The organism is Candidatus Nitrospira nitrosa (genome assembly GCF_001458735.1).
Classification (GTDB): Bacteria; Nitrospirota; Nitrospiria; order Nitrospirales; family Nitrospiraceae; genus Nitrospira_D; species Nitrospira_D nitrosa.
Genome location: NZ_CZQA01000008.1, coordinates 669,104 through 693,310 on the forward strand (window position 1 = coordinate 669,104; position 24,207 = coordinate 693,310).

Annotated in this window: 16 protein-coding genes; 7 read left to right on the forward strand and 9 right to left on the reverse strand. The window is 53.3% G+C overall.

The window, feature by feature from the left end:
* Nucleotide 1 precedes the first annotated feature (1 nt).
* From COMA1_RS11980 to COMA1_RS12000, 5 genes are read left to right on the forward strand one after another with little or no spacing between them, the layout of a single operon-like run.
* Nucleotides 2–415 (forward strand): hypothetical protein, encoded by a 414-nt coding sequence (locus COMA1_RS11980; protein ID WP_090748733.1) that lies wholly within the window; start codon nucleotides 2–4, stop codon nucleotides 413–415.
* A 19-nt stretch (nucleotides 416–434) separates the two neighbouring features.
* Nucleotides 435–1,130 (forward strand): TIGR04283 family arsenosugar biosynthesis glycosyltransferase, encoded by a 696-nt coding sequence (locus tag COMA1_RS11985; RefSeq protein ID WP_090748734.1) that lies wholly within the window; start codon nucleotides 435–437, stop codon nucleotides 1,128–1,130.
* Nucleotides 1,131–1,133: 3 nt separating this feature from the next.
* Nucleotides 1,134–1,880: a TIGR04282 family arsenosugar biosynthesis glycosyltransferase gene (locus COMA1_RS11990; protein WP_090748736.1), complete on the forward strand. Its 747-nt coding sequence runs from the start codon at nucleotides 1,134–1,136 to the stop codon at nucleotides 1,878–1,880.
* 27 nt (nucleotides 1,881–1,907) lie between these two features.
* Entirely contained in the window at nucleotides 1,908–2,642 is a 735-nt protein-coding gene (locus tag COMA1_RS11995; RefSeq protein ID WP_090748738.1) for an SDR family NAD(P)-dependent oxidoreductase, read from the forward strand.
* A 20-nt stretch (nucleotides 2,643–2,662) separates the two neighbouring features.
* Nucleotides 2,663–3,067, forward strand: coding sequence for a hypothetical protein (locus COMA1_RS12000; RefSeq protein ID WP_090748740.1), 405 nt, complete (start codon nucleotides 2,663–2,665; stop codon nucleotides 3,065–3,067).
* Between the two features lie 217 nt (nucleotides 3,068–3,284).
* On the opposite strand, the gene COMA1_RS12005 is transcribed toward COMA1_RS12000, so the two are convergent.
* From COMA1_RS12005 to COMA1_RS12030, 6 genes are all read right to left on the reverse strand, one after another.
* Nucleotides 3,285–4,862: a phytoene desaturase family protein gene (locus COMA1_RS12005; RefSeq protein WP_090748742.1), complete on the reverse strand. Its 1,578-nt coding sequence runs from the start codon at nucleotides 4,860–4,862 to the stop codon at nucleotides 3,285–3,287.
* Between the two features lie 212 nt (nucleotides 4,863–5,074).
* Nucleotides 5,075–6,292, reverse strand: a complete 1,218-nt coding sequence (locus tag COMA1_RS12010) for a hypothetical protein (protein ID WP_090748744.1) — start codon at nucleotides 6,290–6,292, stop codon at nucleotides 5,075–5,077.
* A 362-nt stretch (nucleotides 6,293–6,654) separates the two neighbouring features.
* On the reverse strand, nucleotides 6,655–7,437 hold the full coding sequence (locus COMA1_RS12015; RefSeq protein WP_090748747.1) for an outer membrane lipoprotein-sorting protein: 783 nt from the start codon (nucleotides 7,435–7,437) through the stop codon (nucleotides 6,655–6,657).
* 11 nt (nucleotides 7,438–7,448) lie between these two features.
* Nucleotides 7,449–9,782: an efflux RND transporter permease subunit gene (locus COMA1_RS12020; RefSeq protein ID WP_176698008.1), complete on the reverse strand. Its 2,334-nt coding sequence runs from the start codon at nucleotides 9,780–9,782 to the stop codon at nucleotides 7,449–7,451.
* 39 nt (nucleotides 9,783–9,821) lie between these two features.
* Complete coding sequence (locus COMA1_RS12025) at nucleotides 9,822–11,156, reverse strand: aminotransferase class I/II-fold pyridoxal phosphate-dependent enzyme (protein WP_090748750.1); 1,335 nt, start codon at nucleotides 11,154–11,156, stop codon at nucleotides 9,822–9,824.
* Nucleotides 11,156–17,566 carry a type I polyketide synthase gene (locus COMA1_RS12030; protein ID WP_090748752.1) on the reverse strand — a complete coding sequence of 2,137 codons (6,411 nt, stop codon included), beginning with the start codon at nucleotides 17,564–17,566 and terminating at the stop codon, nucleotides 11,156–11,158. Before COMA1_RS12030 ends, COMA1_RS12025 begins: the two co-directional genes overlap by 1 nt.
* A gap of 1,174 nt (nucleotides 17,567–18,740) precedes the next feature.
* On the opposite strand from COMA1_RS12030, the gene COMA1_RS12035 reads away from it, so the two are divergent.
* On the forward strand, nucleotides 18,741–20,156 hold the full coding sequence (locus tag COMA1_RS12035; protein ID WP_090748754.1) for a flavin-containing monooxygenase: 1,416 nt from the start codon (nucleotides 18,741–18,743) through the stop codon (nucleotides 20,154–20,156).
* Nucleotides 20,157–20,298: 142 nt separating this feature from the next.
* Here COMA1_RS12035 and COMA1_RS12040 read toward each other — a convergent pair whose 3' ends face one another.
* Entirely contained in the window at nucleotides 20,299–21,102 is an 804-nt protein-coding gene (locus COMA1_RS12040; protein WP_245631034.1) for an alpha/beta hydrolase, read from the reverse strand.
* Nucleotides 21,103–21,229: 127 nt separating this feature from the next.
* Between COMA1_RS12040 and COMA1_RS12045 the strand changes: the two genes are divergently transcribed.
* Nucleotides 21,230–21,484, forward strand: a complete 255-nt coding sequence (locus tag COMA1_RS12045) for a hypothetical protein (protein ID WP_090748756.1) — start codon at nucleotides 21,230–21,232, stop codon at nucleotides 21,482–21,484.
* Between the two features lie 24 nt (nucleotides 21,485–21,508).
* Here COMA1_RS12045 and COMA1_RS12050 read toward each other — a convergent pair whose 3' ends face one another.
* Nucleotides 21,509–23,470 carry an Lnb N-terminal periplasmic domain-containing protein gene (locus tag COMA1_RS12050; RefSeq protein ID WP_245631035.1) on the reverse strand — a complete coding sequence of 654 codons (1,962 nt, stop codon included), beginning with the start codon at nucleotides 23,468–23,470 and terminating at the stop codon, nucleotides 21,509–21,511.
* Between the two features lies 1 nt (nucleotide 23,471).
* Nucleotides 23,472–23,981 (reverse strand): DUF3015 domain-containing protein, encoded by a 510-nt coding sequence (locus tag COMA1_RS12055; protein WP_090748762.1) that lies wholly within the window; start codon nucleotides 23,979–23,981, stop codon nucleotides 23,472–23,474.
* Nucleotides 23,982–24,207 lie beyond the last annotated feature (226 nt).

A 24,207-nucleotide genomic window follows, 5' to 3' on the forward strand; every position in this document is an offset into this window, starting at 1 on the left:
TATGGCGCCATCCGATTTCCCTTCTCATCATGAGGCCCCCGAACGTTCGTCGCCATCCACCGAACCGGAGGAGCCACCCGAAAACTCCGAACACCAAGTCCACGTCATCGGGCTGATGGTCGGCACCGCACTGATGTTTATCGGATTTCTCAATGTGTTTCTTTCCATCAGCGGCGGGTTTGAGATCAACATCGTGCCGTTTCTGATCTATTTTGGCGGCCTCGCGGTCTGGGCCAATGCAGCCGTTGAAACACCGGCCATTCGGTACGGTGTCATGGCGACGGCTGTCGCATTGGCCCTGGGACTCTTTCAGTACGGCGAAGTCCTCTTTTGGCACAAGCAACTGCTGTTCTGGATTACCATCATCATCGTCATGTATTTCATGTTCGTTGAGCCCAAGAAGCCGGCCGCGTGAGCATGATGAGTTCTAGAGGATGACGACGATCTCCGTCATCATTCCCACTCTGAATGAAGAACAGGCCCTTGGGCAGACACTGGCCAACCTTCCATCATCTCTCGTCCTTGAAATCATCCTTGTTGACGGAGGCAGCACTGATCACACGCAGACAGTGGCGAACGCCTTTTGCACCGCAACGCCCAATGCTCGTATCATAAGAGCGCCGACCGGACGAGCACGGCAGATGAACGAGGGAGCGAAAGCCAGCCGCGGAGCAGTTCTACTTTTCTTGCATGCCGATACACAGGTGCCGAACGACGCTCCTCGGATCATTGAGTCGGCGCTCACGGACCCGGCACTTGTGGGAGGGCGATTCGATGTCCGATTCGATACTTATTCCGGCTGGGGACGCCTCATCAGCACATTCATGAACTGGCGTTCTCGCACCAGCGGCATCGCCACAGGCGATCAGGGCATCTTTGTCCGTCGCCACACTTTCGAACAACTTGGCGGATTTGCTGACATCCCGTTGATGGAAGACATCGACTTCAGCCGGAGACTCAAACGAGCCGGATCGACTGTGGCACTCCGCCAAACAGTCAGAACCTCATTTCGCCGCTGGGAGCAGCAAGGCCCGCTGCAAACCATCCTCCTGATGTGGACCCTACGATTTCTCTATTGGGTTGGCGTCACCCCACATCAGCTCGCAAACTGGTATCAGACCGTGAGGTAACACGTGGCAACTCCTCGCCCTCAACCCTCACCCCTCAACCCTGCATTAATTGTCTTCGCCAAAGCGCCTATCCCAGGCCAGGTGAAGACGCGCCTCTGCCCACCTCTGACTCCAGACGAAGCCGCCACGCTCCATGGCAGTTTTGTCATCGATACGCTTGAACGAACAAAACTCGCTGCGACACAACTCAAATTACAGTTTGATCGTTACCTGGCCTGTGCACCGTCTTCCACGCACGTATTTTTCAAAATTATGGAAGAGAGACATGGCGTGAAGGTCATCGATCAAGTCGGCGATGACCTTGGTGCACGTATGAATCAGGCCTTCGACGTACTATTCAAAAAGGGATACCGACAAGTTCTGATCATTGGAACCGATGTGCCGACCCTTCCTCTTAATTACTTCAAACAAACGCTTGCCCTGCTGGACAGCCATGATCTCGTGCTGGGCCCGGCCCTTGATGGCGGTTATTACCTGATTGGCCTCAAGCGGATGGCTCCGGAACTTTTCGCCGACATTCCGTGGTCGACTGATCACGTCCTGAAACGCACACAAGAGAACGCTGTCACCCTCGGACTGAAAGCGGCGTTGCTTGAACCCTGGCGTGATGTGGATAGGTTGGAAGATCTGCAGGCCCTCATTGATGCCAATATTGCCGATAGCAAGAAGCCAAAGAACGACCGAACGTTTTCAAGTCGTACCGCTGGAGTGCTGGAAACACTCGCCAAGCGGCTTCGTTCAAGGGCATAATGAAGCAGACACAACTGTAGAGGGTAGATGGATCAACAGGTCGCACTCATTACGGGCGGAGCAAAGGGCATCGGCAGGGGAATCGCGCTTGATTTAGCCGCCCGACGGTGGAAGATCGCCCTTTGCTATCGAAACAGCGAGGCCGAAGCCAACGCGACTGCGCAGGACATCATGACACAAGGAGGACGATCACTGGCTATCCGTTGTGATGTCTCCGACCCAGTGGCTGCGAAAAGTCTGATTGCCAGGGTTGAACAAGAATGGGGCCGAATCGATGTCCTGATCAATGGTGCTGGCCCCTATCACCGCATTAACTTGTTCGATGAAACTGTCGAAGGCTGGAACGAGATGTTCGACGGTAACCTACACCCTATTTTTTACCTAGCACAGGCTGTTGCACCCGGCATGAAGGCCCGCAAAACCGGACGGATCATCAACTTCAGCATGGCCAACGCCGATCAATTGGCGGCTCAACCCGATGTGACCGGCCACTACATCGCCAAGGCCGGTGTCCTGATCCTGACCCGCACGCTCGCGAAGTTGCTGGCGCCCTACGGCGTCACCGTCAACGCCATCTCTCCCGGGTTCATCGATTCGGGAAGTGCTCCCCCTCAAGAGCTTGCCGCCATGACCAAACGTATTCCTGCCGGATACATTGGGACGGTGGATGACACTGTCGCAGCCGTCCGTTATTTGCTCAGCGACGACGCGCGCTATGTGAACGGCGCCAACATTCAAATCAGCGGAGGCTGGGGCATTTAAAACGAGAGGAGTCCCGCATCATGCGATCAGCGCAGGAACGAGAGAGTCATCGGCGATTCGTCCAGGCCCTTCAGCATGAACATGTGACCTGCGTGCAACCTGGCTGTGGCGGAGCGATGGACCTGGCCGATCACACTCCGCATAGTGCTCGCATCAAAACCTACGAAGCCACCTGCGAACGTTGTCACACCGTTGAGAAGATCACCGGCAAGGAGGAACACCATCCTTCCTGGGACGTGGCCTCCATCACTTTAATGGCGGAAACACACCTCCTGCATGACCAACCCACCTGTCCGTACGACGACACACCCATCACCTTCATCTCGCTACCCAACCCTCGTCGTAAAGCTCGGTATCGCCTCCAGTGCTACTACTGCGGCCGACACACGGAAATGAACTGGCCACCACCAGAGGCGAAACGGTAACGTCGTAAAGCCATCGCCTGAAAACATGTCACTCTTCAGTAGGTAAAATAGCCTTCTGAATAAACTCACCGATGCATCGGAAATAGGCGCCGTCTCCCACAAGATAGGCATTATTATGGTTGACCCTTTCGATCAGGCACCATTCCTTTAGTGGCTTGGCTACGTCGAAAACCTGGCGTCCCAGGATCGATTGGAATGATCTGGGGGGGCATTGTTACTACTTCCCTTCAGGTTGCACCACTACAGGCATGAGATTCTTTCCAAGAATAGCCGAAGCTGCGATGATGCCACCAAAAAGGGCTCCGCTTACACCAGGCGCCACCACATCCTGGCCCGTGAGAAAGAGGTTCTTGATCGAGGTATGTGCTCTCAATGCCTGCAAACAAAAACGTTCGGGCGTCGCCGCAAGCCCATAGGCCTCACCGCGCTCGTGTTTCATGAAGTGTTTTGCACTTAAAGGTGTCGAGAGCTCCACGTAATCCACCTTTCCCCGGATTGCGGGAACATACCGTTCCAATCTCTCCTGTATTCTCGTTGCAAGTTCCTGTTTAAGACGTCCATAATCGTCGCCACGCTTCATCCACCGTGTATGTTCCCACGCCGAAAAAGAATCGTAGGCCACTGGCACAACCGCCTCAATCGTTGCGCGATCCGGAAAGTGCCGTCCGAATTCTGGATCCTTCGCCGATGGGAAGGAAATGTAGAGCACTGGGAACTCTTCAGAAAGATCGCTATAGAATCGTTTCTCGTTACCATCGTGGTCAAAGGATGGACAGATCATGAGGTTTGTACCATCCAGCCCAAGCGCAGCGTCACTCTGCTTGATACCGACGTAGAGCGTCATGTATGCCATCGACCTCGCGATCTTATTCAATTCATTGCAAATCGGTTGTGGCTGCCTGACGAGACGACCAAACGTATTATGTGCGCCTGCATCACTCACGACTAAAGGAGCTTGCAGAATGCGTCCATCCTTCATACGCACTCCGACTGCCTTGGTGCTCTCAACGAGAATTTCATCGACCTCAGCATTGATAATCACCTGTCCACCGCATTGTGCAATCGTCGGGAGAAGCGCTTCAACGATACGTGAAGACCCTCCAACGGGATAACTTCCACCGTTGACATAGTGACTCACAAGATTGGCATGAATCGCAAAACTGCTTTGCGCTGGAGGAAGGCCGTAGTCAAACCACTGTGCGGTCAGAACGCCGACAAGCTCCTCATTCTGAGTACACTCACGTAATACCTGTAATGTCGTACGGTTCGCCCATCGCACAAACGGAGCTCGCATTGCTTGCTCAACCTTTTTGGATATGGCACTCGGAAGCGTCTGATCTGCCATATACCCTCGAGTAGCCAATCGCGCGCTATTCACGGCTCGAAAATAGCTGTCGATTCCTTGCTCCTCTTGAGGAAAGCTGCTTAGCAAGTTTCTTTTCAACGCTGCCTGGCCCGCCGGAAAGTCATACGTTTTTCCGGCAATAATAGCGCGGTCATAGACCTCAGGCATCGGATGCCATTGCAGTCGAGAGTCCGTCAGATAATCAAAGCCTGCACGCACCGCAGAACTCGGACCTTCACATTCGCCGACATAGTGAACTCCGACGTCCCACGCATACCCCGGCCGGGTGAACATATGGGTATACCCGCCAGCTCTGTAGTGCTGCTCCAAGATCAGAACTTTTTTTCCGGCTACCTTCGCCAACAACCCACCTGTTGTGAGGCCACCAACACCCGACCCGATAATAATTGCATCCCATCGGTCATCTTTGAGTTGATGATATGGACGCATCAGGGAACCTCCAATGTGGACGACGTCATAATTCGCTATGGACCGTACCGGTTAATTCCTTATGAATATGACCAAACACACCCACCGTCTTTTACAAGGTGCGTAGAACCCCTCTCCCGTACCCACAGTGTCCACGTCGCGCCGTGCCTCAAGACCGCTTAGTCATCATGATACACACCGCTTGTTCGATGTATTCCCAGCAAGCCTCTGTGCTAAAAGAATCGTACTAACCGCACCTGCACGTAATCGTCTCGGCTCGGACCAATCAAAATATCCGATTGAGGAATGTTAAAAAACGCCAAGGATTCCACCTCAATCTTCCAATTGTCCCCCAGCCGACGACTTCCTTTGATACTTGTAATCGTTGCCCTCGTATCGATGTCCACGGTGACCCCAAACAACACCTGGGAATCTTGTTCATCGTTGAGCGCGAGGCGCATACCGGCAAAGATGTCATTGTTATTGGGCGTCGGTAGGGTATTCGTGAGTGATGTTCTCGAGAGTTTCTCACGGCCATCATACTGATACTCAAGCAGGAGCCCCAGATCAACCCCACTCCCCCACACACCTGACTCGGTATATTCCAGCCCGGCAACGGCCGCCGCAAAACGTTTCCCCGGGGCATCACGAGTCATGGCTTCCAACTTGAACAGCCATTTCCCCACTGCGCCCTGGATATCCACACCGACCTGGTTAATAAGCTCGTAGATGGGAATCAACGCCGTCGGCCGTATCAATGAATTCGGCACGAGGCGTGGCTCCCTGGAAATACCGCTAAAATACGAGATCCCAACATCCCATCGCCCAAACGTATGGCTCCACCGTAGGGCCCAATCCGGATGCCAATGGTTGGCACCCCGGATTTGCGCATGCTCTGTATCCACTGGTAGCTCAAACCGCAATCGCCCTTTTACAGAGGGGTAGGTGCGTTCACGGAAGTAGGGAAGATACAACAGATTCAGATTTCCATACCGAGTCGCTACATTCAGATTCACCATCGGCTGCCCAAGCTTGTCTTCTCCTCGAATACTTTCTACCTCATCGGTTTGGTTAACGATATCAATCAAGTGCCTCGACTCTGTGACTCCCCAGAACACTTTCCCGACACCGGATTGAATAGTCCATCCATCACCTTTATGGAGCCAATTCGCTTCTCGCAAATCAAAATGCGATCTATGGCTGTCGAGACTGTCGTACCGCCCGAACGGAATCACCGTGGCACGATGGGCACCATTGCTCCACTCCTGGCGCAGTTCAGGCTGTATCCATACCGATGGATTCACCAGTCGAGCATTTTGTGCCGGAGATGCGACAGATTCTGTAAACCCTCGCAGATCCACCGCTGCAAAACCAGACAGATCTACTGCATACCCATTACATGTTGTAAGGAGTGTCGCACTAACCACGGCCGCAATGAGGTATCTCTTCATGACAAAACATCGCACTGGAGTGATCACTCAAGCGACCGCTCACTGCTTTCATTCAACCGTATACCCTTATGAAGTCGGACGGCTCACCTCCAGCCAGCTCACGACGCAACACGACCACGGATGGGAGCCCGGTGGTGTCCCATCTAATCTCAAATCCACCACTCACATGATTCGGCTAATGACTATAGCTAAGGATCACGGCCTCGATGGAATATGAGCGGCTCTGAAGATCACGACATTCACGTTTCATCAAAGTGGCATGCGGGACCAAGCACACGCCCCCACTTCCCCTTCCACACTTCTGAGTAGTACCCACTCCTGCATAATGCGGTGCCACTCCCATACCACTCCGGCAAGCCTTATCATTGCACGGACTTCAATGCGCTCTCTGAGAAATCACTATCCTTAAACCCATTCCGAAACTTGTAGTTCTTACGTGCCAACGTCGAACTTTTCCCATTCTGGTGATTGACCATCTCCAATCGGCTTGCCCGCCAATATTGGTTGATGTACTGCTGATAGTCATGAAACGTAAGCGTCTTGAATAAGGCATTTTTCCTGTCATAAAACTCGATCTTTCTTGGCTGATAGATGGTTTTATCAACCCATTCAATCTGCTTGGAGTAACCAGAGTATTCGTAGGCAGGAATATTTTCGACAACGAAGCAGTCATTCCCATCCACAACATCATCACGCAGGTACCGGTACTTATATTTATCCAATTCCCAGGAAGCAATATCTTCAAATGCGAATTCGCTGCCCACAAACGGCCCCGACTTATTAACTGAAGAAATCCTTTTAATACGTTTCAATTCCGGTAAAAACAGCCACTGGTCGTCCTGCTTCAGACCATGTGAGAATGTCAGTACCGCCGTCCCTCTCACATCGGCTGGCCTATGAAAAAATGCCATTTCTTTATCACCGTCTCCAGGCATCTCTAACGTTTTCATAGACAACTCCCGAATACTTTCTTCCCCTTGAGCATTGCGCAGTATGAATGTTGCATCGTTTGAACTATCGCCAAATCCCGAGTCGCGTTTGTCGGTTTCTTTGGAAATGGCGTAGCCCTTTTCTTCGGGCGTTTCTGCGTAAACTATAGGTGAGAGCAGGGCACAGACGATCAGACTAAGTCCAAGTCGGTTCATGTTGTCTCCTTTCACGATTGGATGACCGGCACAGGCTTGGATAACCAGCTTCGCAAGACACGCTTACCATCATGGGCGATAAGAATAATCAACGGCAACAAGAGAAACTCCGCAAATAGCCCAAGTGCAAAAATAATTGAGGTTAATAACCCCGTTTCGAAATTGATTCGAAACGGTGACAACGTGAGCAAGGAAAACCCTGCAATTAACACCGCAGATGTCACCCACAAGGCGTGCCCCACAGTCACAAAGGCATAGGACAATGCCTCTTGAGGCTCACAGTGCATCTCTCGCCTGGCATGTTGATACTTACTGAGAAAATGCACGGTATCGTCGACGAGAATCCCTAAGGTCATTGCTGCCACCACGGACGACGCCATCCCCACCTGTCCCACCATCAATCCCCAAATCCCGAACGCCATACCGGCCGGGAGCAAATTGGGAACCAGGCTCAATAATCCCAGGCTAACCGACCGCAACACTACAATCATGATGAGCGACACAATCACGATCGATATCAGCTCACCGCTGATCATGCTCACAATGTTGCGTTGTCCAATATGGGCAAAGAGGACGGTCGTACCAGTTCCATCTGCTCGTTTGATGAGCGGAGCATTCCCGGCCAACCACCCCTGTGCCCGTGTCTCCAAATCAATTATCTCCTGACTAGTGAGACTGCGCAGAGTCACCGTCATGCGCGTTGCGGAGTTGCTCACATTGACACGATTGCTCAAATCCAACCCGTACGGCAATGACATCTCAAACAACAGCATGTACTGCGCGGCCAACTCCCGGCTTTCAGGCAGACGATACCAGGCCGGGTCATCTCCATGCATGTTTTGATTCAGTCGTTTCAGAATATCGTTCAGGACATACACGTGGAGAACTTCTGGCTGCTGCCGAAACCATTGTGCGAACCGTTCTATCTGTTCAAGAAACGCTGGTTCATGAATCCCCCCATGCGCTCCCTGTTCAATGGAGTAATCGATGTTGTACATGCCCGTTAAATTTTTGGTGATGTAATCCGTATCGCTCCGGAAGGCAATGGATTCGTCGAAATACTGCACATAGAGATCATCGAGGCGATTCAGAGGAATACAGGCGAGAACCACGCCCATGAGCGTAGGCACGACGGCGGCCAAGACATAACGATGTTTGGCAATCATGCCGGCGAATCCCTCAAAGGTTGTGGCAACAGAAGGAGCCACCTGGCCCCGCTTCGCCGGCAACACCATCATCAGCGCAGGTAAAAAGGTAATGGTCAACACATAAGCCACACCAACTCCCATCGCCGTGATATTGCCCAAATCTCGAAATGGTGGAGCATCGCTGTAATTCATCGACCAGAACCCAACCGCCGTAGTGAGATTCGTGAAAAAGATCGCTTTGAAATTAACCTGGAGGCTTTCCCTCATCGCAGCCTGCTGAGTCAATCCTCGATTAAGGCCGGCATAATAACCCGTCAGGATATGGACCGAGTCGGCCACAGCCAACGTCAGCAGAATCGTCGGAGCAGGAATACTCGATGGCGAAAAGACAATCCCCAACCATCCCGCTAAGCCGATCGCACAAATCACCGAGAGGGTCATCATCGTCGCAGCCGCCGCCATGCCAATGAACGATCGGAGGAACCACCAGAGCCCCACGACAATAATTCCCAACATCGTAGGCGTCAGTGTTTTCGCGTCTCGCTCCGATGATTCCGCAAATGCGGTGTCAATCATGAGCGCACCGGTTAAGTGGAACGAGAGCTCAGGATGCGCCTGTTGCACCTCGTTCACGAGCTCACGAACAAACGTCACGGCATCCTTTGTTTCTGCATTCTGGTCCTTCCCAGGTCGCCGCACGATCAGGTTAAATCCCATCACACGACCGTCCGGCGACACCAGGCGATTACGTAACAACGGACTATTCACCGCGACCTGTTGGATTCGCACAAGTTCAGCGGGACTGAGTCGATCAGCCCCGTGAACTAAGTCACCTACGAATAAGTCGTCGCCTTGGGCCGTGCTATGTTGAAAGTTTGTGATCGAGTCTACTCGTGTCGCATAGGGTGTCTGCCAGAGATGTTGGGTGATGTATTCCGCAATGGCCAGATTCTTTGAAGTGAACACATTCCCATCTTGTGGGGTCACCACAAGGAGAATATTGTCATCTCGTGTATAGGTTTTCTCCAGCGCCTCAAACGCCCGCAACTGTGGATTGTCTTCGCTAAAAAACATTCGATAGTCATTCTTGAACTCGACATATCGCACCCCGTAAGCTGCTGTCGTCGCTATGACCACAGTCATGAGGATAATCAGCCAGGGCCATCGCACGATCGAATCGGCATACTTATTCAACACAGGTTCACGTCCTCTCATGTCAATGGCAAATAGGTTTGCTCAGCCTTGCTTCAAGGCTGCGAGCTCCTCGGCCAACGTATCCACCGTGTACACCACCTCGGCCTCGGTCAGATTACTTGTAATAAAAAATCGCAACCGCGACGCGGCTTCTGACACCGCCGGATACATAATGGGATGCACATTGATCCCGGCGCGCATCAGGCGTTGATTCAGCTGCAAGCACCGCATTGAGTTACCGACAATCACAGGCACGACACCGGTGCCTCCTGCTAAACCTGTATCCAATCCACGGTGCTTCGCACGCTCGAGAAACAACGAAGATCTGGCTCGCAAGCGTTCGGCGCGTTCTGGCTCGCGCATCATGATCTTGGCTGCAGTCAAAGCCGCACCGGCGTTCGCTGGAGAAATCCCCACGCTAAACAACACCGCACCGGGCGCATTGTATTTAATGTTATCAATCAATGCCTTTGACCCGCAGATATAGCCCCCGCAACTCGCAAACGACTTGCTTAACGTGCCCATCCAAATCTCTACGTCCCCGGCATTGACCCCAAAATGATCATGAGAACCAAACCCCCGAGGCCCAATCACGCCGGCGGCATGAGCTTCGTCAACCATCAACATGCACTTATGCCTTTCCTTCACTTCTATAAACCGCGGTAAATCTGGGATATCGCCGTCCATGCTGTACACACCCTCAATAATGATCAACACACGTTCGTGCCGACCACGGTGCTGTTTGAGCAGTGTATCCAGCACGTTCCAGTCGTTGTGCGGGAAGGCCAACCGCTTAGCACCGGAGAGCTGACAACCGGTAATAATGCTGTTATGGATCAACATGTCGTGCACGAGCAAATCTTGAGGCCCGAACAAATGCCCAATGACGGCCACATTCGTTGAGTACCCACTGACCAACGCCACCGCATCTTCTGTGTTATGGATACAAGCCAAGGCTGTTTCTAGCTCACGGTGAAGAGGAATTTCTCCGGACACAATGCGACTGGCGGAAACAGACGTCCCGTACTGATCGATGGCTTTCTTCGCCCCTGCGGACACTTCAGGGTGCCCCGATAAGCCCAGATAGTTATAGCCTGAAAAATTGATGTACTCTTTGCCACAGATCATGGTGAGATGATCGCTGATTCCATCATGTGCACTAAAATATGGATTCTCTACCGCCAGTGCCTTGAACATTTCCCCGGTTTCGGTTAACAGACGACATCCTGGAAACTTTTCTACACGGCACCACTCCTCCGAAATCTCTCCATTGACACCCTCTCGGCTCTTCTCATTCTCCTTACGAAGCCAGAGCTCCTTCAGCAAGGCCCGTTTTTGAGCCTCCGTCATCGCTGACACATCTGTTGTCTGTTTCATTATGCAGTTTCCTTTTCCTGCAACATTTTGTCGAGAAGGATGTCGATATCCAAGGCCGACATCCGATCAATGATCGATGGATCCTCGGTCTGCGGATCAACACTCTTGTTCGTTACAGCCTGAATTGTGCGCTCCATTAATAACTCCGCAAGATGAAGCAGGTTCTTGCTTCTCATGAGTTCCAATGTTGAAATCCGCACGCCAAACACCTGGTCGATCGCCGCCTGCAACTCGACGGACATCAGGGAATCCACTCCCATTTGCGCCAGTGAATGCTGTAGGTCGACCTGGGACAAGGGCATGCGCAGCACCCGTGCAACCTGCTCCGCAACGGCTTGCCCCATCGCAGCCGCACGCTCATGCACCGGCAGTTCGCTGATAGCCTGACAGCGCTCAGTCATTGAGTTGCTGTTCTCACCTCCACCTGTGAGCGTGGAAAACCTTGGTGCATTCCCGCCAGTCGGCTCGAATTCTCTCCAGCGTGGCCAACTACAATTCATGATCCCAACTTGCGGGAGATCGTTCTCACGCAGATGGGCCCACCCCTCTAAGGCCTGTTCGGCAGTAATGGCCGACATCCCCATCAATTCCAGATGCTTTACGACGTCATCGTTCTCAGTCGCCATCCCTGTTGCGATGGCCCCCCAATTCACAGAAACACCAGCCAAGCCCGCAGCAGAGCGATGATGCGCTAAGGCATCTAGGAAGGTATTCGCCGCTACGTAGCTCGCTTGCCGTGCATTGCCAATGAGCGAAGAGACCGATGAGAAGAGCACAAAATGATCAAGTTGAGACTTAAGCGTATGCGTATGCAAGTACCACGCGCTCAGGGCTTTCGCCTTCATGACTGTGGCGATACGATCTGGATTCAGCTCTGCGATTGGCGCATCATCCAAGATGCCTGCCGCATGAAACACACCCTTGAGGGGAGGGAACTGATTAGCTACTTGTGCCAACGTCTCCTCCACCTGCCTTTCGTCCGACATGTCCGCCGCAATTGCCAACACGTTGACCCCCTGTGACTCCAGGGACTGAACTGCGGCTTTGGCATGTTCCGCTGCGGCCCCACGCCGCCCCACCAAGGCCAGATACCTCGCACCACGTTTCGCCAACCACGTCGCCGTCTCCAGACCAAAGCCTCCAAACCCACCGGTGATCAAATATGTGCCGTCGGTTTTGAAGAATGGAGTGACGCGATCATCAACGACCTCAATCGACGCTCGATCAATGAGTGAGACGATAGCTTCGCTGCTTCCCCTTTTCTCATTCTCTCTAGATGGTCCGCTAAGCCCCTCTTCCACTGAGACAATCTGCGACACCGAGGGCGATCCAACTTGATGAGTAAGTATCTGTCCAACTTTGCCAAACAATTCCCCAAAAAGTTGAGGGGCCGTCAATGCCAGTTTCACCGCATCGATGATCGTACAGCTGCCCAGACCTCCCATTACTGACCCTCTGGTCGCCCCATCCGCAAAGATAAGTTCCTGTGTATCTGGTGACAGAGAATTGGCAATCAGCGTGTGCTCTTTGGTATGGATCCCATGGACCCATGCGCGGATATGTTGGAGTTGCCTAATACCCTCCGACCATGACGCACTGTCAGGTTTGTTGAACAAGAGCATCACAGGTTCGCCGTTTAAGCCTTCGAGCCCCTCCGTGGTAGTGTAGAGATAGGGTTTGGCACCCAACCAACGGGCAATTCGGTGAGTTGCGATGGCACGAGCTCCCAATGCGGCATCGATCAGCACGGTCTCCCCGGGAATAAGACGAGCAATCGCCTGCAGCGCATAGTACGCAGAGAAGAACGTCGTGGGAACTGCAGCCGTTTCTGAATCGTCAAACCCCCGGTAGAGATCGACTGAAAAGACCCGATCAATGGGACAGACGACATGCGACGCCGGTCGCCCTTCCGCAGCGATCAATACCTTGTCTCCAATCTTCCACTTGCCGACTGCTTCCCCGACGGCCGTAACCGTTCCCGTGGCAAAATACCCTCGCACCTCCTCTGTGGTTGCACCGGCCTCGAGCTGAACACTGCTGCTGTTGATGTATTCGAGCCCCACCACGACTTCACCGACTTGCGGGATCGGTATTGGCATCGCCTGAAATGTGGGACGCCCCGTTCCATGAAGGCGGAACGCCTCTACCGCATCCGCCATTACCGTCCTCCGGTCGGATACCGCTGCATCGACCGCCAACCGTTCCAGACGATGCACATACCGTCCATCGTCACGAAGCACCACGTCATCCTCCCGATCATCGGCAAGTATTTCGTGCGCTAATGCCCTGACATTGGGATCCATTGCCGCCACATCCACCAAGGTGCAGCGGAGAGCAGGATGCTCATTGAACGTCACTCGCGCAAGTCCCACCAACGAGGTCTGCGCCAGACCATGAATCCTCTCAGTCGGTGGGACGACCTGCGCCCCTTGCGTCACGATGTACAATCGTGGAGATCGTTCCTCAAACATACTGGTCAAGAGCTGAATGACTTGTACGGCAAGTCCGGTCCGAGCAATGCCGGCTGGATCATCGGTATCGGCAGGGTCCTGCGTTCCCCAGCAGTACACAACGCCATCAAGATGCCGCTCTTGAGCTTGCTGCAATACACTGCGTAACCGCTCGATCTCTCGTGATCCGAAGCTCGGGATCTCTTCACCTTCGTGCTCCGCATACGTGGGGTACGGCACACGGATTACCGTATTCTCAACATGTGTTTCCAGCGCATCGCACAGCGCATCACCAAGCCCGATCCTATCGGTAAGAACGATCCAGGTGCCTGTTTTTGCCTGACTAGGCGGTAGTGGTTGCGAGTTCCATTCCCAGGCATAGGCCCATTGCTTCAGCTGCTCAATCGGATTCCCATGTTGCGCGGCAAGCCCACGACAGCGCAGTCCCTCGACTGATACCCATACCTTGCCGGTATCATCGAAGAGCTGCAGTTCACCAACGAGGTCTTCGTCGGTAACAGTGGTAAGCTGGCCATGGCACCACAATGCCTTCCCCGGTTTGCCGTAATACGTCAGCCGCTTAATCCCTACAGGCATGTAGAATTTGTCGCTTCCCTCCAGCGTCACGATCAATGACTGGAAGCAGCCATCCAGGAGACTCGGGTATAAGTGATATGCGGCCTCGTCCCCGCTGAATTCCTGGCTCAACTCAATTCGGGCCAGCACTTCACCCTGCCCGCGTTGCAGCCCTCGAATGGTTCGGAACGAGGGTCCATACCACAAGCCGCGCTCGGCTAACCCCTCATACAACTTCTCAATATTCACGCTTTCGCCGCAGCGGCCAGTAATGGCATCCTTATCGATCACCAGGCTTTCCGTCTCCTGAATGGCAAAGATATTCCCCGACGCATTGAGTTGCCAGTTCTGTTGCTCGGTACTTTCATGGCTGTAAAATCCATACTCCCCACTGGTCTGATCAAGCTCCACATGCACAATCTGATCAGCCCCACCGGCATTTGGCATCAAGGCTTGATGAAACTGTAGTTGGACCAATGCGCATCGAGCATCCCCCGTGACCTGCTGAAATGCGGCCAACCCGGCCTCAACATAGGCGGCACCGGGCATCACGACTAATCCATCCACCTGATGATCATTGAGATAGGGGAGAATTTGCCCATTGACTGCGGCCTCCCACATTGGTCGTGGGTTTGGCACACGACGGTCCAGCAATGGATGAAGCGATTCGCCGATGCGATCTACTTGTGACTCCGCGTCCTCACTCCAATACACTTCTCGCTGCCAGGGATACGTCGGCAACTTCACATAGCGGCCATCAGCCGAGTACTGCCGGCGCCAATCAATCGGGCAGCCCGCGATATACAACTGGGCAAGCCCCATGGAGAAGGTGCGCCGTTCGGGTTTCTGGCGACGTAACGAGGCAATCGTTTGCGCCTCGACATTGCGATGCCGACAGCACTCCTTAATGGAAGTCGACAGTACTGGATGCGGTCCGACTTCCAAGAAGACTCGATGCCCATCCCGCAAGAGACTCGAAATTCCTTCCGCAAAATACACAGGTTCTCGAATATTGTCGCACCAATATTCGGCATCGTAGAGTACTCCGGTGACGACATCTCCGGTCACGGTCGAATAGAGCGGGATGGTCGGTTTCTGTGGTTTTAACTGAGCCAAGACCGAGCGGACCTCCGGTTTGAGCGGCTCCATAAACGGACTGTGATACGGAACCTCGACTTGCAGAAAGCGACCGGCTTCTCCGCGTTGAGCAAGATGCTCTTGAATGGCCTGCAATGCCAGGGCATCTCCAGCCAACGTCACGGCCGTGGGACTGTTGATGGCAGCAATGGAGACCTCGCCCTTCATCTCTTTTAAGAGGCTCGCGCATTGGTCTTGACTCAAGTTCACGGCCAGCATTTTCCCGGTACCGGCCGCCTTTTTCTGGATGCGACTGCGGTGGTAACTCACCAGTACTGCGTCCTCCAGCGTTAACACTCCGGCGACATACGCAGCAGTCACTTCACCAACGCTATGGCCGATAATTGCGCCCGGGTTGACCCCGCGAGACCGCCACAGAGCGGTGAGTCCGACCTGAATGACAAAGTTGGCCGGCTGAGCGATAACGGTATCCGCCATTCTCGAATCCTGCTCCGGCTTACGCATCTCTTCCAAGATTGACCATCCCGCTATATTCCTGAAGATGGCATCGCATTCCTCCACAGCTGCCCGATAAACCGGCTCCTTCTCGTACAGTTCCTGCCCCATGGCCCACCATTGAGGTCCCATACCGGTGTAGACAAAGACCGGGGGCTGTTCAGACTCATTGCCTCGCTTGCCCGATGCGAACCATTCGCCCATTCCCTGCTCGACAAATGCTTGCAGTTGTCCACGCACTTCCTCCCATGAAGCTCCAGTCACAGCGAGGCGATGATCATGATGACCTCGACGGCAGGATGCTGAGTAGGCCAAATCCGACAATCGCCTTTCCGGCCTTTCACCGAAGTACTCCAGCCAGGATTTTGCCAAGGCGGTTAACGCATGCTCACTACGCGCCGATAGCGGAAGACAGTGCACCGAGTCCAGTGGTGCTGCCAGGAGCCCGTCCGCCTCCACGAGGGGAGCGTTTTGTAGAACGACATGCGCATTGGTCCCGCCATAGCCAAACGAATTGACCCCTGCACAGACCTGTTCTGCACCAGGCGCGAGTTCCTCCAATTGCCGTGGCAACTTGAGTCCCAACGCTTCAAACGGAATATCAGGATTGGGAGTTTCCAAATTTGCCTGTGGCGGCACTTGTCGATGGGATAAACACAAGGCCGTCTTGATGATCGCGGCAACACCCGCTGCCGCCTCAAGATGACCGATGGTGGCTTTCACTGAGCCAAGTAGACATGGATCGTGCTCCTCAGGATGACCAAGCGCTGTCCCAAGTGCCTTCGCCTCCAAGGGGTCTCCCACGGGAGTACCAGTCCCATGGGCTTCGACATAGCGAATATCTCGTGAGTCGATCGCATATTGCGTACACACTCGCTGGATCAGGGCGGTCTGTGATTGCGGGTTGGGAACCGTGATGCCGTTTGTCCTTCCGTCTTGATTGACTCCCGTACCACGTATCAAGGCATAGATCGAATCACCGTCACGCATGGCTTCCGATACACGCTTTAGGACCACCACCCCAGCTCCTTCACCGCGCCCATACCCATTCGCCCTGGAGTCAAAGCTCTTACTGCGACCATCCGGTGCCAGAAATCCGCCCTTACACATCGCCATGGGATACTCAGGGCGCATCATCACATTCACACCGCCGGCAAGTGCCAAATCACACTCTCCCCGCCAAATGGCTTGGCACGCCAGATGGACCGCCACCAAGGACGAGGAACAGGCGGTATCCAGACTCATGCTTGGCCCCCGCAAGTCCAATACGTACGAAATGCGATTTGAGAGAATCGTCATGGTCGACCCGATGGCCGTATGTGTCCCAATAAGCTGTCGATTCATCTTGCCCATCTGGGTCAGTTTATGGTCGAGCGTAAACGCACCGATAAACACACCTGTGTTTGATCCCGCGAGGGCGCCATGCGGAATTCCCGCGTCTTCCAGCGCTTCCCAGCTGGTCTCCAGCAGCAGCCGTTGCTGTGGGTCGATGCATTCCGCCTCACGAGGTGCAATCCCAAAAAACAACGCATCGAACTCACTGATCCGTTGTCTTAAAAACCCGCCTTGTTTGACATACATTTTCCCCGGCTTGTTGGCATCCGGGTCGTAAAAGCGGCGCACATTCCATCGATCGGACGGCACATCGACTATCGCATCCTGCCCCGTCTTAAGAAGCTCCCAAAAACTATGGGCATGGGTGACTCCGCCAGGGAAACGGCATCCAATTCCAACCAATGCGATCGGCTCGGTCTGCGTCTGTTCGCTCACGGTGTGCGCGGTCTTCATCATTTATTCCTCCAGGTCATCGACTGTCAGGCTTGTCTATCGCGTACCCATTAACGCGACACCCTGCAGGCCTAGCAACACACGTGCCATCCCTCCCTCATGCCACCAGCTCATCCTTTTTGAGGTTTTCGATAAGATCCTGACGAGTTTGTACTTATTATGAATGCTAACCATGTATCACAATGGATACGCACTGAATCCAATTGGATTCTATTTTCTGAAACATCAGCATTTCGAAAGAATATATTTGTATGTATTTGTGATCTCCATTCACTTATTGGGAGTTCACTTGCCGCAAATGTCTCAGCGGCACAATCGGAATGTCCGGGCATGATCGAGGCTTTTGTCCATCCCCCAGGACAACAAGGCGGAACGACCCAAACCGAAGACGCACAACTCTGACAAATTGAACAGAACCCGCCAGCACGGTGAGACATCAACCGATGTGATCTCGGCCGATGACGACTCGCATTACAGCTATCGCGTTAGGGTAAGAGTGCGGTCGTCATGGATGGAAGCGACTCCCATAGAGCTCCGACACCCTCAATGCCGTGGAACTATTCGCTCGATTCGAGCAGGTATCATGCGACAGACCCATCTACCAGATGGATAACACTATTAGGCCTTGAGTCCAGCTCGATGATAGGCGTCGCTTGCCATCTACTGATAGGGGTACACCCAATGGCTGCTTCCTTGCGTGATGTACCATTGCCGCCACCACTGCCATGACGCGGCGCTGATATGATCCACTCCCGTCATGGCTACCCACCTGCTTCCTGTGTACCCACATCATGACTTGCAATAGCACGATGTGCTCATTTGCAAATGCAACTGAATCATTTTGCATTCATGAGTATCCAAATAGATTCATAGATTACGGCGGACAGTCATCGGATTTCACCAAACGCTCACTCATACCTATTGGGCCTTGTGAATATTTAATTGGTAATCGTACAACCGCACGCTCAACCTCTCACATGGCACACTTCGTGCTTTAGCCCAAGCACGACCGACACGTGGCAGAGACTTATGCCCTGTGATGGGGAATCGTCTATCAGTCAACCATCCGCTGAACTCCCATCGCACATCCTTTGTGTGCCGGGCGCCAGCATGTCATCGACGCTGCAGTAAGTAGGTGATTGTTTTATGCACAAAAGACGGTAGAAAGGAGAACCTCATGCCCACCGCAATGATCGACTGTACAGATCGACACTGTATCATTGGAGCAGGCCCATCCGGGCTCGCACAAGCCCGAGCCTTTCTCGCGGCAGGATTACCGTTTGATATCTTTGAGCGTCATATGGATGTCGGCGGCTTGTGGGACATCGATAACCCTGGGACTCCCGTTTATGAAAACACCCACTTCGTTTCCTCCAGACGAGAATCAGGGTTCATGGATTTTCCATTCCCTCCTGGCGGAGATTTCCCGAGACGTGACGAAATCTTCGCTTATTTGAAAGCGTTTGCTCATGCGTACGGGCTTCGCAAACACATCTACTTTTCAAGCGCGGTTGAACGGGTTGAGCCACAGGATGGTTTCTGGTTGGTCACGGTTCGGGGAGAAACTCGACTCTATCGAAGCGTCGTCTGTGCATCAGGGATGCATTGGACGCCGAACTGGCCCGAGATTCCCGGTACATTCGATGGCCTCCAACGGCACTCCATAGACTATCGAAGCTCTGAGGAATTTAGAAATCAGCGCGTCTTGATCGTCGGAGCAGGCAACTCCGGCTGTGATATCGCGACTGAAGCGGCCCGAAGCGCAAGGGCTGCCTACATCAGCATGCGCAGGGGCTACCACTTCCTCCCAAAGACCATGTTTGGAAAACCCGCCGATATCTATGAGCGAGAAAATGAGTGGATCCCGTTCCGTCTTAGGCAGTGGGTGTTTGGCCACATGTTGACCATCTTGCAGGGTGACCTCACACGGTACGGCTTGCAAAAGCCCACACATCGCGTCTTAGAATCTCAACCGATCGTTAATTCCGATATCCTCTCTTGCTTTGCCCACGGGGATCTCCACCCGAAGCCGGACGTCGAACGCTTCGCGGGTTCCACCGTGTACTTCGTCGATGGGTCTTCAATTCAAGTTGATCAAATCTTGTATGCAACCGGCTATAAAGCCGCGTTTCCATATCTTGACCCAGAACATATTGAATGGATGGGGCACGGAGTTGGCCATTTCATGACCTGTTTTTCCCGCAAACACCCCAATCTATTTACGCTGGGATTCTACGAGGGTAACGCAGCCGTATTCCCCCATCTTGAGCTGTTCGCGGCAACCGTCGCACAGTACCTGCTCAGTCAAGATCGGAATACCGGCCAAGATACACTTCTCCGTGAGATCGCACAAAAGGAACACGGCGATCTACGTGGACCGATTCAGATGATCGATTCTCCTCGCCACGCAGCCTACTGCGATTGGCTCACATTTCGAAAACGTATCCGCAAATTATATCGGACGGTAGGATGGTCCATGCCCACGGCGAACGACTACACGCGATTAAGACAGACACAAGAGTCCTCTATAACCTACCCCGACCGAGCAGACTGTGATGCCGGCTCCACCATACCAATCAAGCACCCGGCGTGACGGAAACGTTGTTAAGACGGCAAGATGAAAGGCGAAGGCAAATGCCGCATTCAAATTGACAACGGGATCAGGAGGAGGGAGGTGTGCCTATCCTCGGTGTGTTCCTGCATAGGGGCATGGCCGAGCCACGGCCTGCCGAGAATCACGTTGCAGTAGCGGTGCGAATGAACACCCCGAGCCGGTGCAAATACGCACGTCCGCCCACAAGATAGCTATTATTATGGTTGGCCCCTTCGATCACGTACCATTCCTTTGGTGGCGTGGCTGCGTCGAAAACCTGGCGTCCCAGCTCGATCGGCGTGATGTCGTCCTTGTCTCCATGAATGATCAACTTCGGAAGTGAGAGCTGGGGGAGGCGATCGATCAACCGATGCTCCGCTCCAAGAAGCCAATGAACCGGCAACCCACTATAATGAAATTTCGCCACAGCTTCGATGGAAGGAAAGGACGATTCAAGGATCAGTGCGGAAGCCGGTCGTTGTACGGCTAGTTCACCTGCCACAGTCGTTCCAAGCGATCGCCCAAACAAGACAATCCGTTCTGAGCGAATTTTTCTGGTGCGCGTAAGATAGTCATAGGCCCCATAGGCATCGTCGTACAGTCCCCTCTCACTTGGACGAACCGTCTGACTCCTTCCATATCCTCGATAGTCAAACAAAAACACAGATAATCCAAGTCGGAACAACAGCGTTAGATTCTCAAGACGGTGGCTGATATTTCCCGCATTACCGTGACACCAGAGCACAACCGGGCGATCAGCTGCTGATTCGACATACCATCCGAACAAGCGAGCTCCATCCGCTGCTTGAAACCAGACCTCTTCGAGCGGCAAACCACTGAGTCTTGCCCAGTCTCGGTCCTGCCAGGGTTCAGGATAGTAGACAAAGAATTGATCGAGGAAGCCCACGGAGGCAGGATACCGAAACTGGCTCAGAGAAGAAAGCATAAGCCCCACCTCAACCAGCTACCTTCAACGCATGAAGAAAGTCATAGTTTGCTTGTCCTATTTGCTAAACCAGGCTATAGCTCATGCCGTTAGAGCTTGCGGCTTACCCCAGAATGGAGGATCTGAGATGCTCAAGGCAAGTTCCAGTATGCTGTGCGGACTGTTTGTGCTGCTGACCCTATACGTACTGCTGACCCTCTCCGGGTGCTCTGTCATGACGGCGATGATCGGGGACAAGGAACCGGACTTTGAGCCTAGCAAGGTCGGAGCGAGCAAAGAGGAGAGCGATGTTGAATTTAACCATCCAAGAACGAACACACCCCACCCCACGCTCGAGCCAGACACCTTCTCCCGATTCCACCTCAAGCGCATCAAGTACTAATTCCCCAGCAGGACCATCCCGCACTCAAAAATAGGCCTGGACGCTGAAAAGGACATCATTATCCCGATCCCGATGATTGTATTCCAGCCTGACCGCCCAATTCTGCGCCAAGGTAAAACGTGACCCAACATACCACCGGATATCATCCGACTTATCCCCCAAGGGAAACCTCAGATACGAACCCGTCGCCATCAGTTTCCAACGCGCGGTGATATCGGCCAACATTCCGATGGTTGCCCCGCCGCCGATTCGATGCATCCCATCATACGCCTTACTGATACTCGCTTCAGTCTCTGCAAAGGCAAACACCACTTCCCGATTCAGCAAGTTCAATTCTTTGGCCCCGCCGATGCCCCCGTTGAAAAATCCGTTGCTGCAGAGCCGACAATCATTGTGCCGGATCGTATTCATGCCGACGTTGAGTTTCCACGAGGGAGCGTGAAAGACGGCGTCAATCGGCGAGAGGGAAAGAAGGTTGAGCAATGTCGCCCGTTCCACTCTGGTCTGATCCGCTCGGTTATAGTGCCGCACTGTGACCGAGGCCATTTCGATTTGCGCATCGGGGGTATACCCGACTTCTGGATCGAGCAAGTCGTGATAGCCACCGCGAAACGTCGCTTCTTCAAAGGTATCGTTATTACGCCAACCTCCTCCGATCGACACTCGATGCATCTTATGCCCGAGCTCCGGCTGCTTAGCGAATGGGCGCACAGGAAAATCCGTGAGCGGGAACCGGAGCTGACTGCGAGTGGCCAGAATTTCTTTCTTTCTCACATCCCATTCTGGTTTTCGATCATCTGTGGTGTCAATTCGATAGCGCAGATATTCCGATGCCAACTCCAACAGAAAAGCTTGTTTGGCTGCGGCCAATTTAGTAAACGCTGGTGAAGTCAATACCCCAATATCCTGAGTCACTCGATGAGCCAGATCTCGTTCCTCCGCTGGCAATGCTTCTCGTTTACGCTTGATGACCGTGCTGCGAGAAGGCCGATACGTGATATCAGACACCAGGCCCGGTTTTGACACGACCAATCGAATCGTATCGGCTGGAACCGTCCACCCAATAAACTCATCGGTCAAGTGCAATCCCGGATCGGCATAGTCCAAAAGCGCGAGAATATGATACGAGCAATTCTCCTTAAAGAAGAAATAATCGAAATAGGCATTTCCCAACTCCCAGGCGTGCATTAAAAAGCGCCTCAGCTGGTTTCCCGTGAGGTTCAGGCGATATTCCCAAATATCTCGGTTTTCGATATCTCGATACTGCTGCACCTTGAGATAGTAGGGAATCGTCGAAAAATACCCCTTATAGCTTCCAAAGATCCCTCGAATCGGATAGGCAAGACCGGCGTTGGGAGGCACCTCTGCCGCGTAGTTAATGGTGTACGCCAGGATTCTTGTCTGCTCTGTCTGCCCCTTCTGATCAACCCGGAACAAGGTATGGCCGAACATGGAGGCTGGGTTGTTCAAAAAGGCTGCGGGGAAAATCAGAGAGATCGATTGAACCTCAAAATCCTCATACCACTGATCAAACCGCTCACAGACAATGGGTGGGAGGCGGGCTGGGTCAAACTGCAATTGTTCCTTGAGCCAGTGATACCGCGCAATGAACGCGCATTGTGCAGGCTGCTTCGAGCGACCAACACCATCAGCGGAAAAGAATTGCGCAAGCGTCGCTGCAAGCTCAGCAGCAGGATCCGTCTTGCCTTTGGATGATAGGAAAAACCCAGGATCGTCCTGTTCGCTCTCATATCCCCCGAAGAGATTCTTCCGGTAGTGCAACAACAAATGCCATTCACGTTGCTCCGCAAGCCTGGCTTGTTCAGCCTGGCCGATGAGCTGCCGCTGATAGAAGTCCCGATCTGATTGCTGTGCATCGGATGGAGCCGGAGCGGCGAGACAGGCTAGAAAACCGATGAGGAGGAGCAGCACGGCGTAAAAGAAACAAGAAGGGCCCTGACGAGTATGCCAGGGCCCTTGCAACAACTTAGCGCACTGATGCTTGTGCGAGGACCGGATGGCCCGCGACCGCATCGTTGAGGGACTTCACCAATGCAACCGGAGAAGCCTCCCCAGCTTGAACCAAGGACGTATATCGCTCCTGGGTCATGGCGAAGAATTCTCCGTGACGCTCCGCAGGGATGCCCATCAGCGTCGCAAGCGAGGCCAAATGTTCGCCCTGCCCTTGCGCCATTTCAGCCGTGAGAGCGTCAAAGTTCAGCGAGGCAAACATGGTCGTCTTGTGCTCGCCCATAATTTTGCCGTCGTTCGTACATCCGGAGGTACCAGAGCTGATGCCGAATGTCTGGCTGCCGAATGTTCCGTTCGTGGTAGCCATCATTACCTGCGGGGCGATTTCCTTCTGCCCTTTGTAATCTCCCCAAGCCAGTTTCCCCAATCCACAGCCTGGACCGGTGTCTGGATTTGCCGCCATTGCCAGCCCTGCCTGGGCACCAAACAGGATCGCGACGGCTAATAAAAGCACCTTCTTCGACATAAGTCCTCCTCCGTTAGAAAGTGGTTAAGTACTCACACCATTACCAAAACACCGCAGAGTATAGCTGACTTCGTCTCCAATGTTTACAAAAATTTCATGTGCAACGTTCATCCACAAGGAGGAACCAAGGAATCTTGCCTGTAATGAAATGAGATGATCACCGTAACGATTTTTCTACTTCCTTACAGAGCATGCAATCTTGAATGGCGGGACGGCACAAAAACCT

What these genes read in the sequence shown, in the direction of transcription:
- COMA1_RS11980 (WP_090748733.1), top strand. Translation starts at nt 2, where the DNA reads ATGGCGCCATCCGATTTCCCTTCTCATCATGAGGCCCCCGAACGTTCG.
- COMA1_RS11985 (WP_090748734.1), top strand. Translation starts at nt 435, where the DNA reads ATGACGACGATCTCCGTCATCATTCCCACTCTGAATGAAGAACAGGCC.
- COMA1_RS11995 (WP_090748738.1), top strand. Translation starts at nt 1,908, where the DNA reads ATGGATCAACAGGTCGCACTCATTACGGGCGGAGCAAAGGGCATCGGC.
- COMA1_RS12000 (WP_090748740.1), top strand. Translation starts at nt 2,663, where the DNA reads ATGCGATCAGCGCAGGAACGAGAGAGTCATCGGCGATTCGTCCAGGCC.
- COMA1_RS12005 (WP_090748742.1), bottom strand. Translation starts at nt 4,862, where the DNA reads ATGCGTCCATATCATCAACTCAAAGATGACCGATGGGATGCAATTATT.
- COMA1_RS12010 (WP_090748744.1), bottom strand. Translation starts at nt 6,292, where the DNA reads ATGAAGAGATACCTCATTGCGGCCGTGGTTAGTGCGACACTCCTTACA.
- COMA1_RS12015 (WP_090748747.1), bottom strand. Translation starts at nt 7,437, where the DNA reads ATGAACCGACTTGGACTTAGTCTGATCGTCTGTGCCCTGCTCTCACCT.
- COMA1_RS12025 (WP_090748750.1), bottom strand. Translation starts at nt 11,156, where the DNA reads ATGAAACAGACAACAGATGTGTCAGCGATGACGGAGGCTCAAAAACGG.
- COMA1_RS12030 (WP_090748752.1), bottom strand. Translation starts at nt 17,566, where the DNA reads ATGATGAAGACCGCGCACACCGTGAGCGAACAGACGCAGACCGAGCCG.
- COMA1_RS12035 (WP_090748754.1), top strand. Translation starts at nt 18,741, where the DNA reads ATGCCCACCGCAATGATCGACTGTACAGATCGACACTGTATCATTGGA.
- COMA1_RS12040 (WP_245631034.1), bottom strand. Translation starts at nt 21,102, where the DNA reads ATGCTTTCTTCTCTGAGCCAGTTTCGGTATCCTGCCTCCGTGGGCTTC.
- COMA1_RS12045 (WP_090748756.1), top strand. Translation starts at nt 21,230, where the DNA reads ATGCTCAAGGCAAGTTCCAGTATGCTGTGCGGACTGTTTGTGCTGCTG.
- COMA1_RS12055 (WP_090748762.1), bottom strand. Translation starts at nt 23,981, where the DNA reads ATGTCGAAGAAGGTGCTTTTATTAGCCGTCGCGATCCTGTTTGGTGCC.